Origin of the sequence: Clostridium sp. AM34-9AC, from assembly GCF_003480225.1 — a bacterium.
In the GTDB taxonomy this organism is placed as follows: domain Bacteria; phylum Bacillota; class Clostridia; order Lachnospirales; family Lachnospiraceae; genus Acetatifactor; species Acetatifactor acetigignens.
This window is the reverse complement of the sequence record NZ_QUIU01000002.1, coordinates 239,671-261,687: the sequence shown is the minus strand read 5'-3', so window position 1 is coordinate 261,687 and position 22,017 is coordinate 239,671. Positions and strand designations below refer to the sequence as shown.

15 protein-coding genes are annotated in these 22,017 nt (G+C 49.2%); 1 reads left to right on the top strand and 14 read right to left on the bottom strand.

From position 1 onward, the window contains the following. Positions 1-226: 226 nt before the first annotated feature. From DW835_RS02240 to DW835_RS02220, 5 genes are all read right to left on the bottom strand, one after another. Positions 227-4,024, bottom strand: coding sequence for a phosphoribosylformylglycinamidine synthase (locus tag DW835_RS02240; RefSeq protein ID WP_118730609.1), 3,798 nt, complete (start codon positions 4,022-4,024; stop codon positions 227-229). 260 nt (positions 4,025-4,284) lie between these two features. Next, a complete protein-coding gene (locus tag DW835_RS02235; protein WP_117467146.1) occupies positions 4,285-5,220 on the bottom strand; it encodes a M14 family metallopeptidase in 936 nt (311 codons plus the stop codon). A gap of 7 nt (positions 5,221-5,227) precedes the next feature. Then, on the bottom strand, positions 5,228-6,157 hold the full coding sequence (locus tag DW835_RS02230; RefSeq protein ID WP_022312285.1) for a M14 family metallopeptidase: 930 nt from the start codon (positions 6,155-6,157) through the stop codon (positions 5,228-5,230). A gap of 94 nt (positions 6,158-6,251) precedes the next feature. Then, on the bottom strand, positions 6,252-6,836 hold the full coding sequence (locus DW835_RS02225) for a TetR/AcrR family transcriptional regulator (RefSeq protein ID WP_022312284.1): 585 nt from the start codon (positions 6,834-6,836) through the stop codon (positions 6,252-6,254). Positions 6,837-6,859: 23 nt separating this feature from the next. Then, on the bottom strand, positions 6,860-7,333 hold the full coding sequence (locus DW835_RS02220) for a hypothetical protein (protein ID WP_118730608.1): 474 nt from the start codon (positions 7,331-7,333) through the stop codon (positions 6,860-6,862). Positions 7,334-7,519: 186 nt separating this feature from the next. Here DW835_RS02220 and DW835_RS02215 point away from each other — a divergent pair, with 186 nt between their 5' ends. Next, positions 7,520-9,805: a cyclic nucleotide-binding domain-containing protein gene (locus tag DW835_RS02215; protein ID WP_118505557.1), complete on the top strand. Its 2,286-nt coding sequence runs from the start codon at positions 7,520-7,522 to the stop codon at positions 9,803-9,805. An 82-nt stretch (positions 9,806-9,887) separates the two neighbouring features. Here the strand turns inward: DW835_RS02215 and DW835_RS02210 are convergent, their stop codons facing one another. The 9 genes from DW835_RS02210 to DW835_RS18300 all read right to left on the bottom strand — a co-directional run. Next, complete coding sequence (locus tag DW835_RS02210) at positions 9,888-10,319, bottom strand: flavodoxin (protein ID WP_117467154.1); 432 nt, start codon at positions 10,317-10,319, stop codon at positions 9,888-9,890. Between the two features lie 39 nt (positions 10,320-10,358). After that, complete coding sequence (locus DW835_RS02205) at positions 10,359-10,961, bottom strand: DUF3793 family protein (RefSeq protein ID WP_118730607.1); 603 nt, start codon at positions 10,959-10,961, stop codon at positions 10,359-10,361. Positions 10,962-11,114: 153 nt separating this feature from the next. Beyond that, positions 11,115-12,452, bottom strand: a complete 1,338-nt coding sequence (locus DW835_RS02200) for a sensor domain-containing diguanylate cyclase (RefSeq protein WP_118730606.1) — start codon at positions 12,450-12,452, stop codon at positions 11,115-11,117. A 43-nt stretch (positions 12,453-12,495) separates the two neighbouring features. After that, positions 12,496-13,335: a glycerophosphodiester phosphodiesterase family protein gene (locus tag DW835_RS02195; RefSeq protein WP_118730605.1), complete on the bottom strand. Its 840-nt coding sequence runs from the start codon at positions 13,333-13,335 to the stop codon at positions 12,496-12,498. A gap of 362 nt (positions 13,336-13,697) precedes the next feature. Continuing rightward, positions 13,698-16,385, bottom strand: a complete 2,688-nt coding sequence (locus DW835_RS02190) for a cation-translocating P-type ATPase (protein ID WP_118730604.1) — start codon at positions 16,383-16,385, stop codon at positions 13,698-13,700. A gap of 66 nt (positions 16,386-16,451) precedes the next feature. After that, complete coding sequence (locus DW835_RS02185; RefSeq protein ID WP_118730603.1) at positions 16,452-18,485, bottom strand: methyl-accepting chemotaxis protein; 2,034 nt, start codon at positions 18,483-18,485, stop codon at positions 16,452-16,454. Positions 18,486-18,767: 282 nt separating this feature from the next. After that, positions 18,768-19,334, bottom strand: coding sequence for a CAP domain-containing protein (locus tag DW835_RS02180; RefSeq protein ID WP_022312275.1), 567 nt, complete (start codon positions 19,332-19,334; stop codon positions 18,768-18,770). A 52-nt stretch (positions 19,335-19,386) separates the two neighbouring features. Beyond that, complete coding sequence (locus DW835_RS02175; RefSeq protein WP_118730602.1) at positions 19,387-21,522, bottom strand: LPXTG cell wall anchor domain-containing protein; 2,136 nt, start codon at positions 21,520-21,522, stop codon at positions 19,387-19,389. Positions 21,523-21,689: 167 nt separating this feature from the next. Further along, positions 21,690-22,017: LPXTG cell wall anchor domain-containing protein (locus DW835_RS18300; protein WP_243037001.1), on the bottom strand; the 328-nt coding region annotated here is incomplete at its 5' end.

Below are 22,017 nucleotides of genomic sequence, written 5' to 3'. Positions count from 1 at the left end.
ATCGAGACATGTGTATCGCATGCTCCGGGAGTTCGTCTGGTCTAAGGCTCCCTCCGCAATGAGCCACGCTATTCATAAGATTGTCAGCAAAGAACGCTGTCAATCTTATTTCATAGACGGCTGTCGCCGTATAAAAATAGAGTGAACCAGCCTCGCTTGTGCGCAAGCGCCCATCGAGGTGTTCCACTCTATTTTTGCATGGCTCGTAGCTATGCTAACTCTCAATTTACTTAAAGTACTGTACCCCGGATTCAAAGATCTTCATATCCTGCTCGCCATAGATGTTCATGGCCACAGCGGTATCTCTTCTCTCGGAGTGTGCCATCTTACCGAGGCATCTGCCATCGGGGGATGTGATACCCTCGATCGCACAGTAGGAACCGTTGACATTGTATTCCTCATCCATGGATACATTACCGTTCTGGTCAGCGTACTGGGTAGCAACCTGTCCGTTTGCAAAGAGCTTGTCGATCCATTCCTTCGGTGCTACGAAACGACCCTCACCATGGGATGCGGGGTTACAGTAGGTAGCACCCAGCGTAGCGCCCTGTAACCAGGGAGACTTGTTGGATACAACCTTGGTGTATACCATCTTGGAGATGTGACGGTTGATGGTATTGAAGGTCAGGGTAGGTGAATCCTCCTTCTGACCGGTGATTTCGCCGTAAGGAACCAGTCCCAGCTTGATCAGAGCCTGAAATCCGTTACAGATACCCAGTGCCAGTCCGTCTCTCTCATTTAACAGCTTCATGACCGCTTCCTTCAGCTTCTCATTCTGGAATGCTGTTGCAAAAAACTTCGCGCTGCCGTCAGGCTCATCACCTGCGGAAAAGCCGCCGGGGAACATGATGATCTGTGCCTGTGCAATGGACTTCTCGAATTCCTCTACGGATTCGCGGATATCCTCTGCGGTCATGTTACGGAACACTCTTGTCTCCACATGGGCTCCGGCACGTTCAAATGCCTTGGTGCTGTCGTATTCACAGTTGGTTCCGGGGAATACCGGAATGAATACGGTAGGCTTTGCGATCTTGTGCTTACATACATAAATACTGTCTGCCTTGTAAACATTGCTTGCCACTGCCTCGGTACCCTTCACTGCCTTGGTGGGGAATACCTTCTCCAGCTTGGAAGTCCAGGAAACAAGTGCCTCTTCCATGGTGATCTTCACATCACCATATACGAATACAGGCTCCTCGGTCACGGTACCGATCACGGTGTAATCCAGTTCCTTCTCTTCCAGTGCAGCCATCTTGTCTGCGGGGATCTCTGCCAGAATATCGCCCAGTCCGTTGTCAAACAGGTCGTCTGTGGTTACCTCATCGTCGATCTTCACACCCAGCTTGTTACCGAAGGCCATCTTTGCTACAGCTGCTGCCACACCCTTGGAATCCAGAGCATAAGCGGATACGATCGTACCATTTTCGGTCAGTTCGTGGATCTTGCCATATAATTCTGCCACATTCTCATACATCGGAATGTCGAAATCGTCTTTATTAATAGAGAAACGTACCAGCTTATTGCCGGGGGTCTTCAGTTCCGGAGTAATAATATCGCCATATTTTGCCACGTCCACTGCAAAAGATACCAGTGTGGGAGGTACATCAATATCATTGAAAGTACCGGACATACTGTCCTTACCACCGATGGAGGGCAGCCCGAACCCGATCTGTGCATCGTAGGCGCCTAACAGTGCTGCGAAAGGCTGGCTCCAACGCTCAGGATCGCTGGTCATTCTGCGGAAGTACTCCTGGAAGGTAAAGCGGATCTTGCTGAAATCACCGCCGGAAGCCACGATTTTCGCCATGGACTCTGTCACTGCGTAGACAGCTCCGTGGTAAGGACTCCAGGAGGACAGATACGGATCGAAGCCGTAACTCATCATGGTCACGGTATCGGTCTTACCTTCCAGTACAGGCAGTTTGGCTACCATGGTCTGGGTCTCAGTCAGCTGATATTTTCCACCGTAGGGCATCAATACACTGCCGGCACCAATGGAGGAGTCGAACATCTCTACCAGACCCTTCTGGGAACATACATTGAGGTCATTTAACAGTGCCACCCAGGCACCCTTCACATCGCCCTCTTCCAGTTTCTCACCTACAGCGGGAACAGCCCATTTATCAAAATAATTCTCTTCTTCGGAAGGAATATCTACTTTTACTTTGGTCTCCTGATGGGCACCGTTGGTATCCAGGAAAGCTCTCTTCAGATCCACGATGGGCTTGCCTCTCCAGTTCAGTACAAGTCTGGGTTCCTCAGTAACAACTGCTACGGGAACAGCCTCCAGGTTCTCTTCCTTTGCATAGCCCAGAAAAGTATCTACATCCTTAGGATCTACTACCACTGCCATACGCTCCTGAGACTCGGAGATTGCCAGTTCCGTGCCATCCAGTCCGGCATATTTCTTGGGTACCTTGTCCAGATCTACGGTCAGACCGTCTGCCAGCTCACCGATGGCAACGGAGACACCGCCGGCACCAAAGTCGTTACATTTTTTGATCAGACGGCTGACTTCCTCACGACGGAACAGTCTCTGGATCTTACGCTCGGTCGGTGCATTACCCTTCTGTACCTCAGCACCACAGGTCTCGATGGAAGTATCGGTATGTACCTTGGAGGATCCGGTCGCACCGCCGCAGCCGTCACGTCCAGTACGTCCGCCTAACAGGATGATGATATCGCCGGGATCAGAGGTCTCACGGATAACATTCCTGCGGGGAGCTGCGCCCATAACGGCACCGATCTCCATACGCTTTGCCACATAAGAAGGATGATAGATCTCTTTTACAAAGCCGGTAGCCAGACCAATCTGGTTACCATAAGAGGAATAGCCACTGGCTGCGCCTCTTACCAGCTTCTTCTGGGAGAGCTTGCCGTGCAAAGTCTCGGATACAGGAACGGTAGGATCCGCAGCACCGGTGACACGCATTGCCTGATATACATAGCCACGGCCGGACAGGGGATCACGGATGGCACCGCCCAGACAGGTGGCAGCACCACCGAAAGGCTCGATCTCTGTAGGATGGTTGTGGGTCTCGTTTTTGAAAAATACCAGCCACTCCTCAGTCTCTCTATGGTCACCGTAATCCATCTCCACGGGAACCACTACGGAGCAGGCATTGATCTCATCGGATTCTTCCATGTCATCCAGTTTGCCGTCTTTTTTCAGCTTTCTCATGGCCATCAGTGCCAGATCCATCAGGCAGACGAACTTGTCCTCTCTGCCTTTGAAGATCTCTTCTCTGGTATCCAGATAGCTCTGGTAAGTGGTCTCTAAGGGAGAACGATAATAACCCTCACCGAATTCCACATCGGTCAGCTCGGTGGAAAAAGTGGTGTGACGGCAGTGATCGGACCAATAGGTATCCAGTACACGGATCTCCGTCATAGAAGGATCTCTCTTCTCATCATCATGGAAATATTTCTGGATATGCAGGAAATCTTTGAAGGTCATGGCAAGTCCCAGAGATTCATACAGAGCTTTTAAACTGCTCTCGTCCATATCTCTGAAGCCGTCAAAAACAGCAACATCAGCGGGATCATCATACACCGTGATCAGAGTATCCGGCTTCTCCATGCCGGTCTCTCTGGAATCTACAGGGTTGATACAGTAAGATTTGATCTTGGAAAATTCTTCGTCGGACACCTGTCCTTCGATCATATAAGTCACAGCGGTACGGATCACAGGTTCTTCGTCCTCTTTTAAGAACTTCACACACTGCACTGCGGAATCCGCTCTCTGATCGAACTGTCCGGGAAGGAACTCTACGGAAAATACTTTTGCATCCGCAGGAATCTCGATGGTCTCTTCATACAGATCATCTACGGGAGGCTCGGAAAATACAGTCTTGCAGGCTCTTGCAAACACCTCATCCGAAATATTCTCCACATCATAGCGGATAAACTCACGAACCTTTGCCACATCGATACCCAGATAATTTTTCAGTTCGTCGTGCAGCTCTTTTGCCTTGACGGCATAAGGTTCCTTTTTCTCTACATAGATACGTCTTACGTTGCTCATGTCTCTCCTCCGAAATTTTATACTATGCGACACTATTCAGAACCCCATTCGCAAAACCACATCTTGCGATGCTTACTTTTTGCTCATGTGGTTATCTCACCATATAAATATCATCAGATGCCCTTACAATGCGAGCCTTTGACGTACATATGATTATATTTACATGGTTCTGAATAGTATCATACAACATACTATATTTTCCCACAATAGCAGAAAACAACAAATTTAGATAGATTTTACCTGCCTTTTTGAACGGTTCGTCATTCATGCAGTCTGTGGATCAGCCGGTAAGCGATGTCCTTCTCGCAGATCAGGGCCTCCGTGTGGGCGAAAAATACGATGCCGTCCGTGGGGGCCAGAATCTTCTCCCTCACCGTTCCATCGTAAGGGTCTATAATTTCTGCCATCTCATTTCCATAGCGCACATCGTCTCCCGCATGTACTTTTCCCCGGAAAATTCCCGCCCGGTTCGCAGGTACATCACTCAGATCCTTTTCATATATAACATGACTGATATAGCCGGAATGACTCTCGTACCGGATCAGCCCCATACGTTTCAGGAAACGTAAGACCGCTGCCACCGCCTGTCTTGCACTCACCTCATCGATCTGGGTATTCTGATTCGTGTATACCGAAAAGGCGGCCGTCATCTCATCCTGCCAGTTATAATTCAGTGTCTTGGTATCGATGGGTACCGGCTTGCGCACCACCACATAAGGAAGTCCGAACAGATTCGCCAACGACGTATTCTGATAGCCTGTCTCCATCATACGCACATGGGGCACGAATTCTCCCGGTCTGTAAAAGGACGTAAACTGGATCCCATAAACGTAATCCCGGATCTCCGTAAGCAACGCATTGGTCAGACGGTCCGCCGGCTCCCCGTAATCATTTCCCGGAAAACTCCGATTGATATCCGCTTCCTTGACACCGAAAAAGCGGCGGCTGATATTCACGGAATAGGCATTGATGGTAGGAATCACCAGAATCTGTTTGCCGGCACTGATACAGCCGTTGTTTTCCAGTTCCCGCAGTGCCTTCACCAGTTGGGAACAGATATACATCTGCTGGATCTCATTGCCTCTGGCTGCGCCCACGATGCAGGCAGACTTCTCGCCCTTGCCGAACTGAAAGCCCTTGATGCGCATATCTTCTCTGTAGGTCGAATGTATGGTATAAATATCTCTCTCAAACATAATCTTTTCACTCCGTCAGGATCCGCGCCAGCAGATCTCCTTCATAGACCACCGGATAAGCTCTCAGGGTAAACAACAGCCCGCCTTTTGCGGTACGGATCTGCTGCTTCACCGTCCCTTCAAATGGATCCACCACTTCCCCGATCAGATCTCCTTTTTTCACATAGTGGTTGTGCTCGATCAGCGGCAGGAACACACCGTCTGACTTGCTGCGGATAAACTCCACCTCACCGTCACTGGATATCGCAGGCTCCTGCACCTTTGGCTCCGGGCCTGTCCAGATCCCCATTTCACTCATGATGTGGAAAATACCGTCCACGATCTGATTACCGAAGGATCTGTGGATATCATGCCCCTGTCCCATCTCCAGCACCAGTGTGGGAACTCCCAGCAGATTCATGGAATGAGCCAGCGTCGATTCATGCACCGTGGCAGTGGCATTCATCCAGATCATGTCGGCATTGGTCATTTTCGCATAGGGAAGCAGTGCCTCCGCAAAATCTTCACTGAGTCGTACCTGTGGGATCTCACGCACAAAAATATCACTGGCGTGCAGATCGATACAAATATCGGATCCGATCAGGGAATCCACCACAGTTGCCGTGATCCGCTCCATCATATCCCCCGATGCGTCTCCCGGAAACATACGGTTCATATCCATATCCAGTCTCGGCACCGTCCGGCTGGCCATGTCGATTCCCAGCGGATTCAATGCCGGATAGATATCTACGATTCCTTTCAAATACTCCGGATGCTCTTTTACTCTTCTCGCCGTCTCATAACAGATGTACTGTCCCTCCAGTTCATCCCCGTGGATGCCGGACACCAGACTGATTCTGGATAAATTCCGTTCTTCTCCCTCCGGACGGATCCGGTTCCTGCGGATTGCCAGATGTCCTCCCGCCGGAAGTTCCATGCTGATGATCGTTTCTGTCATACTTACCTTTTCCCTCTCTTTATCTCTTTGCAGCTTTTCTACACAGAAAATGCTTCAGGAAACTTTCCCTGAAGCATCATCACCCGTTGTCTTATTAATCTTCTACACCCAATCCGCGCAACAGATACAGGATCTCACGATCCACCGCTTCCGCCGTCACGCCGATGGTCTGGGCCGAAATCTTCAGTCCTTCCAGCACAAACATAATATTTCTCGCAGTTCCCTCACAGTCCTCGCAGATAAACTCTCCGTTATCCACACCTGCCTCGATCAGTTTTTCAATGATCTTCACTGCGGAATCAAACTGCTTTTTTAAAATATTGTCTCTCTTGGGCAGTTCGTTTTCAAAATAGAATTCATAGGTAGCCTGCGTCAGTGTATTTTTCTTGCGCAGAAGCTCTTTCTTCTGCTCCTTTAAAAACAGAAGCAGGATATCCGCTGCGGTAGCATCCTCCGTAATACTGTCGGAAAATACGTCATCCGCCTCCTCACTCTCCATGCGCAGCACTTCCATGAAGATCTGACTGGTATTCTCAAAATATAAATAGAGTCCGCCACGGCTGATGTCGCAGGCCTCTACAATATCTTTCATCGTTACTTTTTTGAAGCCCTTCTCCACAAATACTTCTCTGGCTTTCTCTACGATATATCGCTTTTTCTGTACTGATTTTTCTCCCATGGATCTATCCTGCCTTTCCCCACTCAAAGCTTTCCGTTCGCCGGTGTCTTATCCCAGAATTCAATGATCTCCTGCATCTGTTTCAGTAGCAGATAAAAGATCTGCTCCGATACCGCCTCGCTCCACAGATTTCCCTTTGTTCTGCCGCCTAAGACATATTTTGACAGGATTCCTCTGAGGATATCCCATTCCTTCCATCCTGCTTTCTGAATAATATCCCGCTCCTCCTGATGAGTGCGGATCCGGTGTCTTGTGTATACATAGGCATAGTTGCGATCCATCAGGGGACTTTTCGTCGCTTCCCTGACGAAATTCAGGAGAGTCCCGTCATATACCGGAAAAGACACGGAATTCACTCCGATATCCTGTCCGCTGTAGATAGAGCTGGCTCTCTTGCCGGCGCTCTGCTCCAGCCAGGGCAGGTAGGGAAGTAACGGCCTCACTGCCTGCTTATATGATTCCAGCAACTGCTCTCTGTATTCACTGCTCTGTTCCATAACCCCAATATACCTTTCCATGTACCGTTTTCTACCGAAAACATCGCTTTTTTCGTCTGTCAATGTAAAAGTGACACATATGTAGTTTTATTTTATCACATTTCTATCAAAAGTACAGTAGAAAATTGTTGGTATTATGGTGTATAATGTGTATTAAATATTTGTATGATAAGACGAGGTATTGGAATGGCTGGAATCGTATTGGAGAAGGGGAAAACTATATATAGCTATGGGCAGCCCATGACTGCATTGCATCTGATTACCAACGGTAAAGTAGATGTATCATATCCCGGCGGCTCTTATACTCTGGGAAAGGGAGACGTGATCAGTATCTGTGAGATCTGCTCCGAGATCCATCTGCTGGGCTATACCACGTTGGAGGATACAACGATCCTGACGTATCCCCTGACCAGTCTGGATTCCCTGAATGATATTCTACAGAAGCACCCGGACGTAGCACGTCTGTTCTGTCTGTCCTGTTTCCGTCAGATCAATATTCTGCTGAACCGCAGTTCCATTTCGGAATTGAACTGCAGTGAGCTGTATCGTACTCTGACAGATGATATTGCCACCTACAATACACTGTGTAGCCGTTACCGTCTGCAGGCGAGATCCCTGGAACATTTCGATGAGCTGAATGCTTTTCTTGGGGATGATTCACCGGACATCTGGCTGAACGGCTATTACATGGGCTTAAGCAGGATCCTGGCTTCGGACAATTACCGGATCCTGGTACAGGAGTCGGATCTGTCCCTTGGTATGCTGCGTAAGGGAAGTCTGGACTTCCGCCGTACTTACCAGAGCCTGGAGGAACAGTTCCACTATCTGCAGCAGGTCGGTTCCTTCTATTTCCGGGAATCCGGCAACGATCTTTTTGATTTTTATACTTCTTTGTTCTATAAACTGGGACAGGATAATGAAGACAGCAAGGCGGTCTACGACCGCATTCATCGTATGCTTTCTAAGGCCGGCGATCTGTCCTTCATCGATCAGGAACTGTTTGCCTCCAGATCCCAGACCTTCCAGAGCAGCCTGAATCTCATGGAATCCAAGGATTCCGCTGAGGCAGGTTCTTCCGGAGATTCCGAGATCCTTGGCAAGCTTGCCGGATCGCTGAACACTATTCTGGATTACGCCGGTTCGGATCTGGATACCGTGACCAGCTTCCGTCAGCATGTCCACGCTTACAAGCTGCTGTCCGACCGGGCTTCCCAGGATCAGGATGTCGCTCTTTTACGCAGACAGCTGACCGAAGAATTTTATCTGCTCTACTCCCTCCTGTTCACCCAGACGCTGGAACAGCCGAACATTCCCATGCCGGTCAAAATGTTTCTGTATTTCGGTTATGTGGATGAGGAGCTGGCCGGTCTGAAAAATGCAGTCACCCTGTACCGCATGGCAGAAGCCATGTCGGATCACAGCGATATCGGTGTCTATACCTTTTATGACTGGCTGATGGCCATCTTCCGCGGGAAGAAATCTCCCAGCCGGAACGAATTTGACCAGGATTATTCCGATTATATTCACAAACAAAAGGTCGGTGGCAATATTACGGATGCAGAGCTCAAGGCATTGGAGAACAATCCCATGGCCAAGGTCAATTACGAGCTCCGGAATATGTTCCCTCAGGTCAACAAGATCACCTTCGGACGGATCACTACTTTCTGTCCGCTGTTCTGCGCAGATGATGTGCTGAAGGATCTGGAAAGCTCCTATGTCACCGTTTCCCGTGTCTCCCAGATTCTCGAGGAGATCCGCCGGGTAGATTACACGGCATTCTATAGAGAAAGTCTGGATATGGAGCACATAGATGTCATGGGTAAGGAGACAATTCATCTGGAATATCTGCCGGACATCATCCTGATGCCCAACGTCGGTATCCGCGGTGTCATGTGGCAGGAAATTGAGGGCAAGCGCCGTAACAGCCCCGGTCGTATGGTCTTCTCCATTTTCCATCTGGAGGATCTGAAGACGACCTTCACCCACCTGACCGGTGAATTCCGTTGGGAGCTGTGCAAGAGAGTCCAGGGTAACCGCTGGAACGATGTCTCCATCAGTTCCCTGACCAGTGAATATTTCGATTATATCCAGTTCTACCGCAAGAACCATGATCTGAGTACAGAGGCCAAGGAAAAGGTAAAATCCAGCCTGCAGCGTGCCAAGAACAGTTTCAAGGAAATGTTCGTAAGGGATTATATGATCTGGGTGCTCTTCGAAGGTGCCGGATCCCCGAGACTGAACAAAGTAGCCCGTCAGATCATGTTCACCTACTGCCCGTTCCCGGAGGATATTTGCAATACGCTGGCTCAGAACCCGTTGTATGCCGATCTTCTGGATCGCCGTAAGATCAAGATAGCCCAAGGCTTACATCATCTGGATGTTCTGACCCGAAAGCTGCAAAACGGTAATATTCCGGTTCCCGAGACCGTGGCACAGGAACGCTATTATTTAAGTGGCAGCAAAAAAGCATAGCACATACATATAGCAAAAAGATTCACTCTCCACCCGGGGAATGAATCTTTTTGTTATGTTGTCTTATTTGCTTTCAGATACCTTATGCGTTTGCCAGCTGTATACCAAGTTCTCTGCACTCTGACAGGCCATCCTCGTCCGGTGTCTCATGGCAGATCAGGCCCTCACCGTTCAACACAGTAGCTCCTGCTGCTTCCATACGGGTGGTCCAGTCTCTCATCCACTCACCGTCTCCCCAGCCATAGGAGCCGAACAGTGCGATCTTTTTGCCGGAAGCAAAGCCTTCCACATCACATACAAAAGGCTCCATCTCGGATTCCTCCAGGACTTCCGCTCCCATTGCGGGACAGCCCAGTGCAAACTTGGGAGCAGCCTTTAGTTCGTCAAGGTTGGCGCCGGTCACAAATACTACCTCCGCTTCCTTCCCGGCTTCCCGGATACCCTCTCCGATGGCCTCTGCCATAGCCTGGGTGTTACCACCCTGTGTCCAGAATACTACATAAATCTTATCCATTTATTTTTCCTTCCCTTCCGCACCTTTCCGTGCCTGTTTCTATGCTGCGGTACATCCGCAGATATCTATGATTTCCGTCATCTTTAATCCATAATGCAACAGCTGGATCAAATTTTCCCTGGCATATTCATATTTTTCAAAAAGTCTCTGTTTTCCTTCTTTATCCGCATATACTTTCCAATAACCGGTGCAGAGGCTGTTCTTCCCCTGATGTCTGATAAATCCTTCCACATCCTCCGGGGGATATCCTAACAGCAATCCCAGTTCGTGAGGAAACGGCTTCCCTCTCTCTGCATAGGTTTCATAACGATCGCAAAATACCGGCAAAATATCCTCCAGCCGATCGGATTCGTACCCTGCCTCCCGCAGCAGTTTCTGTACCTGCGGCATTTTCAGATACTTTTCCAGCCGGTCTTCCCGATACAACAGTATTACCATTTTCTCCTCTGTCTCCAACAAGGGATACAGGGAAAGCACACTGCCTTCAACGATCCTTCCCACCTGTATAAAGCCTTCCGGGGAAATCGTCAGCAGATTGGAAATTTTAAGTCCCGTGATCAGCGGTGCACACTGCAAAGCCAACTGTAGTTCCACATCGTCTGCTTCCATTTCACACAGGATCTCCCACGTTTCCTGACTCAATCAGCGCTTCACCTCCTGCCATCCAAAAGTCATTGAGTTAGTCGTAGCTAACCTATATAAATAATATAGAAAAAAGCAGTTCCCGTCAAGGGAACTGCCTGATAGAAATTCTCAACATATAAACTTTCAAAATAGCTTTGGAGATTTCCATTCTCAGATCTTTCTGCGGTCCAGCCCTGTACTGCGATAGTATTCCGCCTTGTCCTGATACATCCGTCTCTCGGACTCCGTCAGTAGATGATCCTTTCCCACGGCTTCCAGAGTGTTCACCGCTGCTCCTACTGCCATGGAGACATCATGAGCTGCCAGCTCTGTTTTTAATTCCTCCACCTTTTGATAGAATTCCTTTTCAGAAATTCCGGTGCACAGGACCACCAGTTCATCTCCGCCGATACGGAACATTCCATTTCCTTCAAATGCACGTTTCAGGCAGTCACAGCACCTGCGGATCAGGCGGTCTCCGGCGGAATGTCCTTCACTGTCATTGATCCGTTTTAATCCTGTAATATCACAGTATACCACGCCGATGGGCTCGGTATGGTCCACCTGCTCAATGTACCTCTCCATAGCATAACGGTTCCCCAATGTCGTCAGCGGATCCGAATAGCTCATCACTTCCAGCTCCCGTACCAGATTTCTCTGCTTCAGGGACGATACGATAAAGTGTCCCATGATCTGCAGCATCTCCGACACAAATTCAAAATATCTGGTCGAAGGATTGTCTACTCCGTAGAAGCCGATTACTTTCCCATCATCATAAAGCGGAACCACCACCAGGGAATGAATATTCTGTCTTACCAGAACTTCATACATCTTCGGATCCACATCTTTCATTTCTTCCAGATTCTCTGTGACAATACTCTGATTCTCATCAAACTTCCGATACCATTCCGCGAAGATCTCCGGCGGTAGATCCTGAAGGGTATCCTTTTCCGGTAAGACTCCCTTGGCTACCCATTCGTATGTATTGTGGTCATGATCGTGGTCATCCTTTTCAAAAATATAGGCCCGTCCCGCTTCCAGATTCTTTCCGACAAATTCCAGCAGCACCTGCAGTGTCTGATCCATGCTCTCCTGCCGCTGTGCCACACGGATGGCTTCATTCAACGCAGCCTCCATATTACGGTAATCTTCGGATTTGTGCCCTCTCTCATTCAGATTGCCGCAATCTATGGCGATTTCCATACGGTATTTTCTCCCGTCTTCTTCTACCAGTGTGTCCTTGATATGAAGTTCTCTTCGCAGCAGCGGATTGTAATATTCCCATTCCTTAAAAAAACCCGGCTTTAACTGTTCATTATTACACATTCCACAGGGCAGAGAATTTCCCTGCAATATCTCATAACACTTTAACCCGATGATCTCTTCAAGACTTTGAAATCCATAGCTCTTCAGAGTCTTCTTGTTCATATATATCAATTCATGAGTCTCTGCATCTGCCACATATACATATTCACCCAGATTCTCGAAAAATTCCCATATTTTACTCATATACACCAACCTGCTTCCGTATTCTTCCCCTTATTATAACTAATCAGTATACACTTGCAAACGCTTTACGGCAAGCCTGTTCTCTCAAAAATGTCTGTAATAATCTCACATCATCCGTGATCACACCGTCCGCCCCACAGTTTACGATCCAAAGCATGGCACCGGAAGTATTGGCTGTCCACCCGTATACCGACTTTCCGCAGTAATGAATGGCATCTACCATATCCACCGTAAGATTTCTCCCCTCGATGCTATAGCTGTCGGCATAGTCCAGCTCATAATCCTCTTCTTCCAGATCATGGGCAATAAAAACTGTTGAAATCCCCGGTTCCAGCTCCTTCATTTTCTGCAGGATTCCCTTGTTCATGGAGCCTATAATACACTCATCCACCATATCATAGTCCTGCAGCAGAGTCAGCACGCTTTCCTCCAGTGCATCCTCCTGTCCGGTATATTTCAGTTCGATCATCAGAGTGATCCTGCCTCTGGCACAGGCAAGCATTTCTTCCAGTGTCGGGATCTGTTCTCCCCGGTATGCTGCTGAAAAACCGCTGCCCACTTCCAGGGTTTTGAGAGCATCTGCCTCCACATCCCATACGCAGATATCCTCTCCTGTGGTCCGTTTAAAATTACTGTCATGCATAACGATCAGGGTTCCGTCCGACAACTGCTGCACATCAATCTCTGCAATAGGCACTCCATCCCGGATGGCCTGTTCCAGGGCCGCCACCGTGTTCTCCGGAGCTACTTTTGCCCCCGCCCGATGCGCTACCACGATCACAGGAGCGTCTTTACCTGCGGCCTGTACCTGCGGCAATACACCATATGTCAGAAAATAGAGGCAGAGAAGCATAACAATCGCTGTTTTTCTGATAATTTTCATCACATTGCCCTCCCATGAAAGTTATTTGTCAATTTTATTGTAACTATTGACTATAAACTCCATACAAGGAAAATGTTAACTTTTTGTAAATATTCAGAGCCACGTAAATATAACCGGAGGAACGTCGAATGCTTGCATTCGTAAGATCCTCTGGCTATATTTATGTGGCGAAGTAACCACATGAGCAAAAGGAAAGCATCGGAGATGCGATTTTGCGAATGGGGTTCTGAATATTACGACTATCCAGAGCCATGTAGCTTCAGGCAGGGTATTCGGCAGATGCTTGCATACGCAAGAATATCTGCCTGAAGTTATAGGGCGAATTATCGTTCTGAATCGTCGGTAAGCCCGGATAAGCGTACTCACTTCCGTAACATCACTACCAGCTCATGAGCCAGCAGTGGAAATGCTGCCAATACATTCAATAGCAGCCATTCCTGTCCGGACAGATGGGAGGTTCCGAACGCTCCGATGAGAAACGGTACTTCCGTTACCGCAAACTGCAGCGCAAATCCAATAACACAGGCCAACACCATCAGCGGATTATCCCAGGGTCTCATGGCAAATACGGACTTCTGCATATCCCGCATTCCTACTGCATGATACAGCTGGCACATTCCCAGTACTGTAAAAGCATAGGTCTGGGATCGGGCAAGTATTTTTTCCCGGGACAGTAATTCACGAAGTCCCTCCACCCAGTCAAACAGATTCCAGGACAGTTCTCCCCTGCCTGCCATGATCCCACAGGGCAATACCAGAAATGCCGCCAGACCGATACCGGTGATCAGCGCTCCATAGAGTAAGGTACAGGCCATTCCGCCCCGGGCGAACAGACTCTCCGCTGCTTTTCTTGGAGGACAGCGCATCAGGCTTTTTCCGTCATTTTTATCCACTCCCAGTGCCAACGCCGGAAGGGAATCCGTGATCAGATTGATCCACAGTATATGACTGGATTTTAGAGGGGAAGCCAGCCCCAGAGCCACTGCTACGAACATGGTCATCAGTTCCCCGAGATTGGAGGACAGTAAAAATATCACCGACTTGCGGATGTTTTCATAGACGCCTCTGCCTTCCTCGATTGCCTTTTCAATCGTTGCAAAATTATCATCCGTCAATATCATGTCCGCCGCCTGTTTAGCCACATCCACGCCGGTTCCCATGGCTACACCGATATCTGCTGCTTTCAGAGAAGGAGCATCGTTCACACCATCCCCTGTCATGGCCACAATCTCCCCATTCTGCTGCAGCCCCTTCACGATCCGTACCTTCTGGGCCGGAGTCACTCTGGCATAAACCCTGATATTCCTGATCCTCCCAGCAAAAGAAGCATCATCCAGATGATTCAGTTCTTCCCCTGTAATACACTGACTGCGATGCCCTGCAATCCCCAGCTGTCTGGCAATGGCATAGGCGGTATCCACATGATCCCCGGTGATCATTACTGTAGATACACCTGCACGGCGGAAAATCTCCACCGCTTCCTCCGCCTCCGGTCTGGCAGGATCACGCATCCCCACGATTCCCAGGAATGTCATACCTTCTTCCCCACACCCGAGAGTGTTTCCGCTCTGTGCTGCCGCCAGTGTCCGAAGCGCCAGGGAATTCATGAGTTCTACAACCTCACTGATCCTTTTTCTCTGTCCGGCTGTCATTGGCACACTTCTTCCGTCCTGTAAAATATGGGTGCAGTGCTGTACGATCACATCCGGTGCCCCCTTCGTATAGGCAATGCTTCCCTTATGCCCTCCGTTTTTCGGGATTCTGTGATAGGTCGTCATCATCTTCCGGTCCGAATCGAAAGGCTTTTCATCATAGCGGGGGTACTGCTTCTCCAGACGTTCCCTATGCATCCCCATCTTCTCTCCGAAGTCTAAGAGCGCCAGTTCCGTTGGATCTCCGATCCGTTGCTCTCCCTGCAGGGAAGCATCGTTGCACAACAGCATTCCCCGGAGCATCTCCTGTACGCATCGGGATTCTCCCCTGCCATTGCTGCCGGCAGCATCCTCCAGCACATCATACCACCAGCATTTTTCCACCGTGAGCCGGTTCTGGGTCAGTGTGCCGGTCTTATCCGAGCAGACCACGCTGACCGCTCCCAGAGTCTCAACGGAAGGCAGTCTGCGGATGATCGTATGTACTTTGACCATTCTGGTCACTGACAATGCCAGACAGATCGTCACCACTGCCGGCAGACCTTCCGGCACCGCAGCCACCGCCAGGGAAATCGCCACCAGCAGCATTTCCGGAATATTTCTGTGTTGAAATACCGCCAGCAGAAACAATGCCGCACATACTCCCAGCGATAAAATACTCAGAAGCTTTCCCATATCCCCCAGACGTTTCTGTAACGGTGTCATTTCCTCTTCCGCATCTGTGATCATGGAGGCGATCCTGCCGATCTCCGTGGCCATGCCCGTAGCTGTCACGATTCCTTCTCCGTGGCCATGGGTCACCACAGTAGACATATATACCATATTGACCCGTTCAGCCAATGGAATCTCGTGTCTGCAGTCTGCCAGAAACAGCGCATCTTTTTCCACAGGTACCGATTCTCCGGTCAGGGAGGATTCCTCTACCTGCAGATTGGAGCTTCTGGTCAGCCGTATATCCGCAGGTACCTGTGCCCCTGCCTCCAGGTCTACCAGATCGCCCGTCACCAGTTCCGCCGCCGGAATCTCCTGACGGATACCTTCCCTGATCACAATGGTCTGTGGACTGGTCAGCTTTTTCAACGCTTCCAGTGCCTTTCGGGCTTTTCCCTCCTGCAGCATGCCCACCAGGGCATTGACCACTACCACAGTGCCGATGATCACGGCATCACTGAGCTCCCCCAGAAAGACGGATACCACAGCTGCGATCAATAATATGTAGATCAGCGGGTCCTTTAACTGCTCCAGAAAAAGCTGTATTTTCGTCTTTTTTCTGGCAGCTTTCATTTCATTTCTGCCATTTTGCTGTAAACGACGAAAGGCCTCACCATCGGTAAGGCCCTTCACTGCGTCACTTTTCAGTTCATTTACGGTTTCCTGTATATTCTGTTTTTCGAACACGGCTGCCTCCAATGCTTGTTTCTATTAAGCATTGTATGTCATATCTTCAGAATTCATTACACCGAATCATCGTACATTTTGATCTCTTAACTGGAATGCTGCGGTCAGCTCGTTCATGTTGGTGGCCTGCGCAGACAATTCCTCACTGGTGGCAGAAGTTTCTTCTGCGGTCGCAGAGTTGTTCTGCACCACTGTGGATATCTGTTCAATGCCCTGTTCGATCTGCATCATGGCATCTGCCTGTGCCTTGGATTCTTCCATGGCTTTCTTGGACTCGTTGGCCAGATCCTCAATGCCTTCCACGACCTTCTGCAATGCTTCGGCTGTCTTGTCCGTGATCTGGTTGCCATGCTCAATCTCCTGCAGGGAAGTCTCAATCAATTCTCTGGTATGTACCGCAGACTGTGCACTGTCATCTGCCAGCTTACGGATCTGATCCGCAACCACTGCAAAGCCTCTTCCGGCCTCTCCTGCTCTGGCTGCCTCAATGGCTGCATTCAGGGACAACAGATTCGTCTGGGATGCGATATCCTCAATCTCACCAATAATATCGCTGATCTGCCTGGAAGTATCGTTGATACGCTGCATGGCATCTGTCAGACCCTTCATTTCCTCTCCGCTGTCCTTCGCCTGCTGCTGGTAATCCATAGCCTTCTGGTAAGAACCTCCCAGTGCCTTGGCATTCTTCTCCACGATCTCGGTTACATTCGTGATGGTAGCCTGCAGTTCCTCTACGGAACCGGCCTGGTCGGTAGCACCTTCCGCAAGTCCCTGGGCAGCATCTGCCATCTGGTTTGCCCCCAGAGATACCTGTCCCACTGCCGTCTTGATCTCATTAAGTGTCTCACTGAGCTTATGGTTCAGCTTACGGATAGATTCCAACAGTCCCTGAAAGTCTCCCACATAGGCTTCTGCGCAACCTGTAGTCAGTGCAAAATTGCCCTGTGACATCTCTCCCAACAGATAATCCGCATCGCCAATCACTTTCTGCAGGTTACCGGATAATGCGGCGGTAGCCTCTGCCAGGATCTGTGTCTCATCCTGTGTCCGGATCACTGGTGCCGGAGTATGCAGATCGCCCTCAGCCAACAGACGTAATCTCTCGGTACACTTTGCCACCGGTTCACCGATCGCCTGACCGATCTTTTTTGCCCTGCGCACACTGAAACATAAAGCTGCAGCACCTATTGCTACACCAATGACAATACATACAACGGTAGAACCAAGGAAATCTGTCAGTGGTGCATTTACTGCCACGCTCCATCCATTGGTTCCTTCTATTGGTGCATAAGCCTGTATTGTGAGGGTTCCGCCTTTCATATAAGTGCCATATCCGGTTGCTCCGGTCATCATCTTCTGCTCTACCTTTGCAATTCCCCGCAAAGATCTGTCCGTCTGAGACAGTTCAATGTTGCTCTTCTGCTCCTGGGCAATCGCAGAATCACAGTGAGCAATGGTGATACCTGTTTCTCCCAACAGATAGCACTCGGAATTCTTACTGACAGAGACTGCCGCAGCAATATCATTTAAGAACTCCGGATCCGGCACAACGAATACCACGCCGACAATATCACCATTCTTATCTCCGTCTGCATATACAGGTGCGGAAATGATAACGCTGAGTCTGCCATCTGACTTCGAGATCACTGGATCCGATACCACGACCTCTCCCTGCATGGATCTCTTAAAATAATCACGGTCACTATAATCGGTTCCGTCATAAGCACAGATACCGTTGGAGCCGATCAGCTTGCCTCTGACCATTCCATAAGCTTCCACACGCTGGTTGATATACTGTTGCTTCTGCTCCTGGGTAAATACCGGAGAAGACAGCTGATAGCTGCATCCGAGTTCGGATACGATCGTTGTTGTCACCCGTAGTTCCTCTTTGATACGGTCTGCAGAGATCTCTGCCACCACCAGCATATCGCCTTCCAGTGTTCTCATGGTACTGGACAGATTCAGGATCACGGTAAGGATGACCAACGGAATAATCGAGAACACTACCAGCCTGCTGATTGCCTTCTGCAGACGTTCCCGGATCGTCGTCATGCCGGGTGTCTGCCCCTTTGTGCCCTTCTGTGATGCTTTTGTACTCATATGTCCTCATTTCTGCGCTGCATTTTTATTATATGCTTTATTTTCCTGTACTCTGTGAAGTGACCACTTGTCCGGCAGCGCCCGGATATTCCATTCATCTCCCTCATTTGGAACAGTGATCTTCTGCAGAGATACTCAATTTTATATGTCGATTTTATTTTACCATGATTCAGGAAAATTTTCTATCTTTTGAAGCCCAAAAAGAGAGTTAATATTCCGTTAAGAATATCAACTCTCTCCTGTCATTTATCTCTCTATCCCCTCATGATAAGAAATACCCTGTTAATAGCCGAACTCCTGGGCAAAATACAACTTGCCATTGGTCTCATAGACCGCAATGCTGCAGGTGGTAAAATCGCCTGCCAGGATATTCGCTGCGTGTGTAGGAGAAGCCATCCAGGCATCTACTACACTCTGTGCGGAATCATAGCCCTTCGCCAGATTCTCGCCCCACATCAGTTCACTGTTCACTGTGTACCAGTCCTTACCGTTGGGTCTGGTATGGGAAAACTTGGAAGCTGCTTCCTGTGCTCTTACCATAGCGCAGGACTCCAGACCGTTGCTCCAGTTCAGTGCTGCCAGGCCGTTCTCTGCTCTCTTCGCGTTTACAATATCCAACGCATCGATAGCCATGGCACGAAGTTCATCTGCACGGGCCAGCTCAGCTTCACTCATACCGGCTTTTCTCACAGAACCCGCCAGTGCCACTGCCTCTTCATCGAACCAGACAGTTCCGTCATCCGTGGCAGGATCACGGCTTACAGAGGATAATTCTGTACTCTTGCCGCAGCCTGCAAGGCTCAGCACCATGATGACTGTCAGAACAAGACTCATCCATCTTTTTTTCATTTGTTCTACCTCTTCTTTCCTTGATTGTTTATAGTAAATATATGTTTATTCGTTATGATTGCTTCTTCTTAATAATAAGCCATGCTCCCAGCCCTGTCAAGGAAAGGGCAAAGCCCAGATTCCATGTATTGGAATCATCGCCGGTCCTGGGTCTTCTGGAAGCTCCCAGGACTGCTCTGTCCGCCAATGGTGTAGGATCATCGGTAATGCTTACAACCCGCTGACGTCTTACACCAAGCACCTGAGGTGTTACCGGGGTTGCCGGCTCAGACGGTGTACCGGGAGTATCCGGGGTATCGGAATCATCCGAATCGTCCGGAGTATCCGGGGGTGCGGTCGGAGTAGTGGTCGGCGTCGTGGGTGTGGTATCCGGTGTGCCTGTCGGCGTAGGCTCCGGAGTAGCACTGGGAGTAGGTTCCGGGCTGGTAGTCACGGGCGGAGTAACCTCCGGCTCTCTGGACAATTCAAACTGCATTCCGAAGCCGTATCTGGTCATCTGATAGCCGTTGTTGGCCAACACACCGTTAAGGTTAGTGGTGATCTTCACTTCTCCGTCCTTTAACAGGTCGGATACCAGAGTATCTGCATAGGAACCTTCCTGTCCGTTTTTCAGCATCCGGTCATACAGACCTTCACCGTCAAAAGTATATACATTATGATATGTCGTGTAATATAAAGCATCTGCTACTGCAGAACAGCTCTCCGCTACTGTGGTATCGGCGGTTCCGTTGGTCAGGATTGCCAGTTCCTCTGCCGTAAGTTCTGAAAAGCCGTAGACCTTATTTCCTTCTTCTCTGGAAGTATTGTTGAACCAGTCTAAGTAATACTGTGCCAGGCAGCTCTGCGTAACCTCTTCCGGCTTCATTTCTTCGCTGCCATATCCTTTTTTCAAAAGAGCCTCTCCGACAATCGCATCCGTAACCTTGCCTGCGGTGATTCCGAGATCCCGTAACGGAGCATTTAAAATACGGCGGGGCAATGTACAGAACGCTCCCACTTCACCGATCTCATAACCTTCAAAACCACTGGACAGAACCGTTACTTTCTCTCCTGCCTTAGGCGCCGCCGGGATCGTACCGATCGTGGCCTTTGCAGGATCATACTGATACTCCTTATTGCTCTCATTTACCAGCTTTATGTTGTAGTACAGGGTATCTCCGGGCTCTGCCGCATTTCCTCCTGCCACGGTACCGTTCAGATAACCGATGGCATCGGACAGATTGATTCTTACCTTGTCCGGGGCATTGCTGTGGATCGTAATGGTGATCGTTGCATCATAGGTCACCCTGCCGGTGCCGCTTTCCCAATGCTGTTCCAGTTCCGGAGTTGTAGTAATGGTAATACCTTCGGAAATATAATGGAACACTGCGCCGTTCTCATTCTGTTCAAAAGTTACCGTTCCCGTGGGATATTCATAATAATCTACTGCGGATACCCCGGGAATCCTGTAATCGTATCCGTCATAATTGATCCAGGTCTCTGTGGGTGTGGTCACATACCATACCGTGGCAATGGTGACTCCGCTGAAGGACCGACCGGTGGTGAGCAACTGATTCATAAAACTTTCCGTTACATTTTCACCATACAAGACGCCGTTGTTGTCATTCACATACTGTTTTACATCCTCAAGGGTTTTTCCGCAGTTTTCTTTATAATAGGAAGTGCCTTCGCTGTCTTCACCGTAATAAACATAGTGTAACAAATCTGCGGGCTTACAGTCAGAATATTTGTTTACATCTAATGCTACGAATCCAACGCACTGCCAGCTTGCCCCGTTACTTCCGGTTAACTTTCCTTCGGCATCTACCCCTGTATTATCCACAGAAAGATATTTAAAGGTTTCAGCATCATCCAAAGTCATCTTATGACCTGCAAACAATGAAAAATCTCCGTTTGCCGGCTTGTAATTATGGGGCCATACGTTGGGGCTGGCTACCTGTCCTCCCACATATTTTGCCATGGTGCCTCCAGCAAGAATCACCGTTTTGATGGTGGGATAGGTTTTCTCTTTTACAGCAACAACGCTGTCGTTTCCGCTTACACTTGCCATTTCAACAACATCGTTCTGCTCATTCTGCGTTGCTTCTTCTGCCTGTACTGTAAATCCGGTGTTGGAGACGCTGCCGATCAGCAGTGCCGCTACCAGAGTTTTTGCCAGTTTGGTCTGTATTACGTTTTTTAACTTCATTTCTGTTTCCCCTCAAAACCAGTATTTCTGTTTTTATTACTTCTTTTTACTCTCCTAATAAGGAAGACTGCGCCAAATGGAAAAAAGGACCAGATTTTGAAAAATTTTTCAAGATTCTGATCCTTTTATACTTTTACAGCTAAGATCGGCTGTCGTTCCGTTCCTGTTTAATGTTCTTTTCGCTTAAGAACAAGCCATGCTCCCAGACTCGTCAGGGAAAAGGCAAAGCCCAGATTCCAGGCATCGGAGTCATCGCTGGTCTGCGGTCGTCTGGATGCTCCGAGGACTGCTCTGTCCGCTAAAGGAACTGCCTCGTCCTCGATGGTCACCATTCTACGGCGTCTTGCACCAAGTACCTGCGGGGTATCCGGGATTCCACCGGCCGGTGTGCCGGGATCATTCGGGGTGCCGGGATCATCTGGTGTATCATCCGGAGTATCGGGTTCATCCGGGGTGTCAGGTGTTGCTGTTGGTGTAGGTTCCTCGGTTACTACT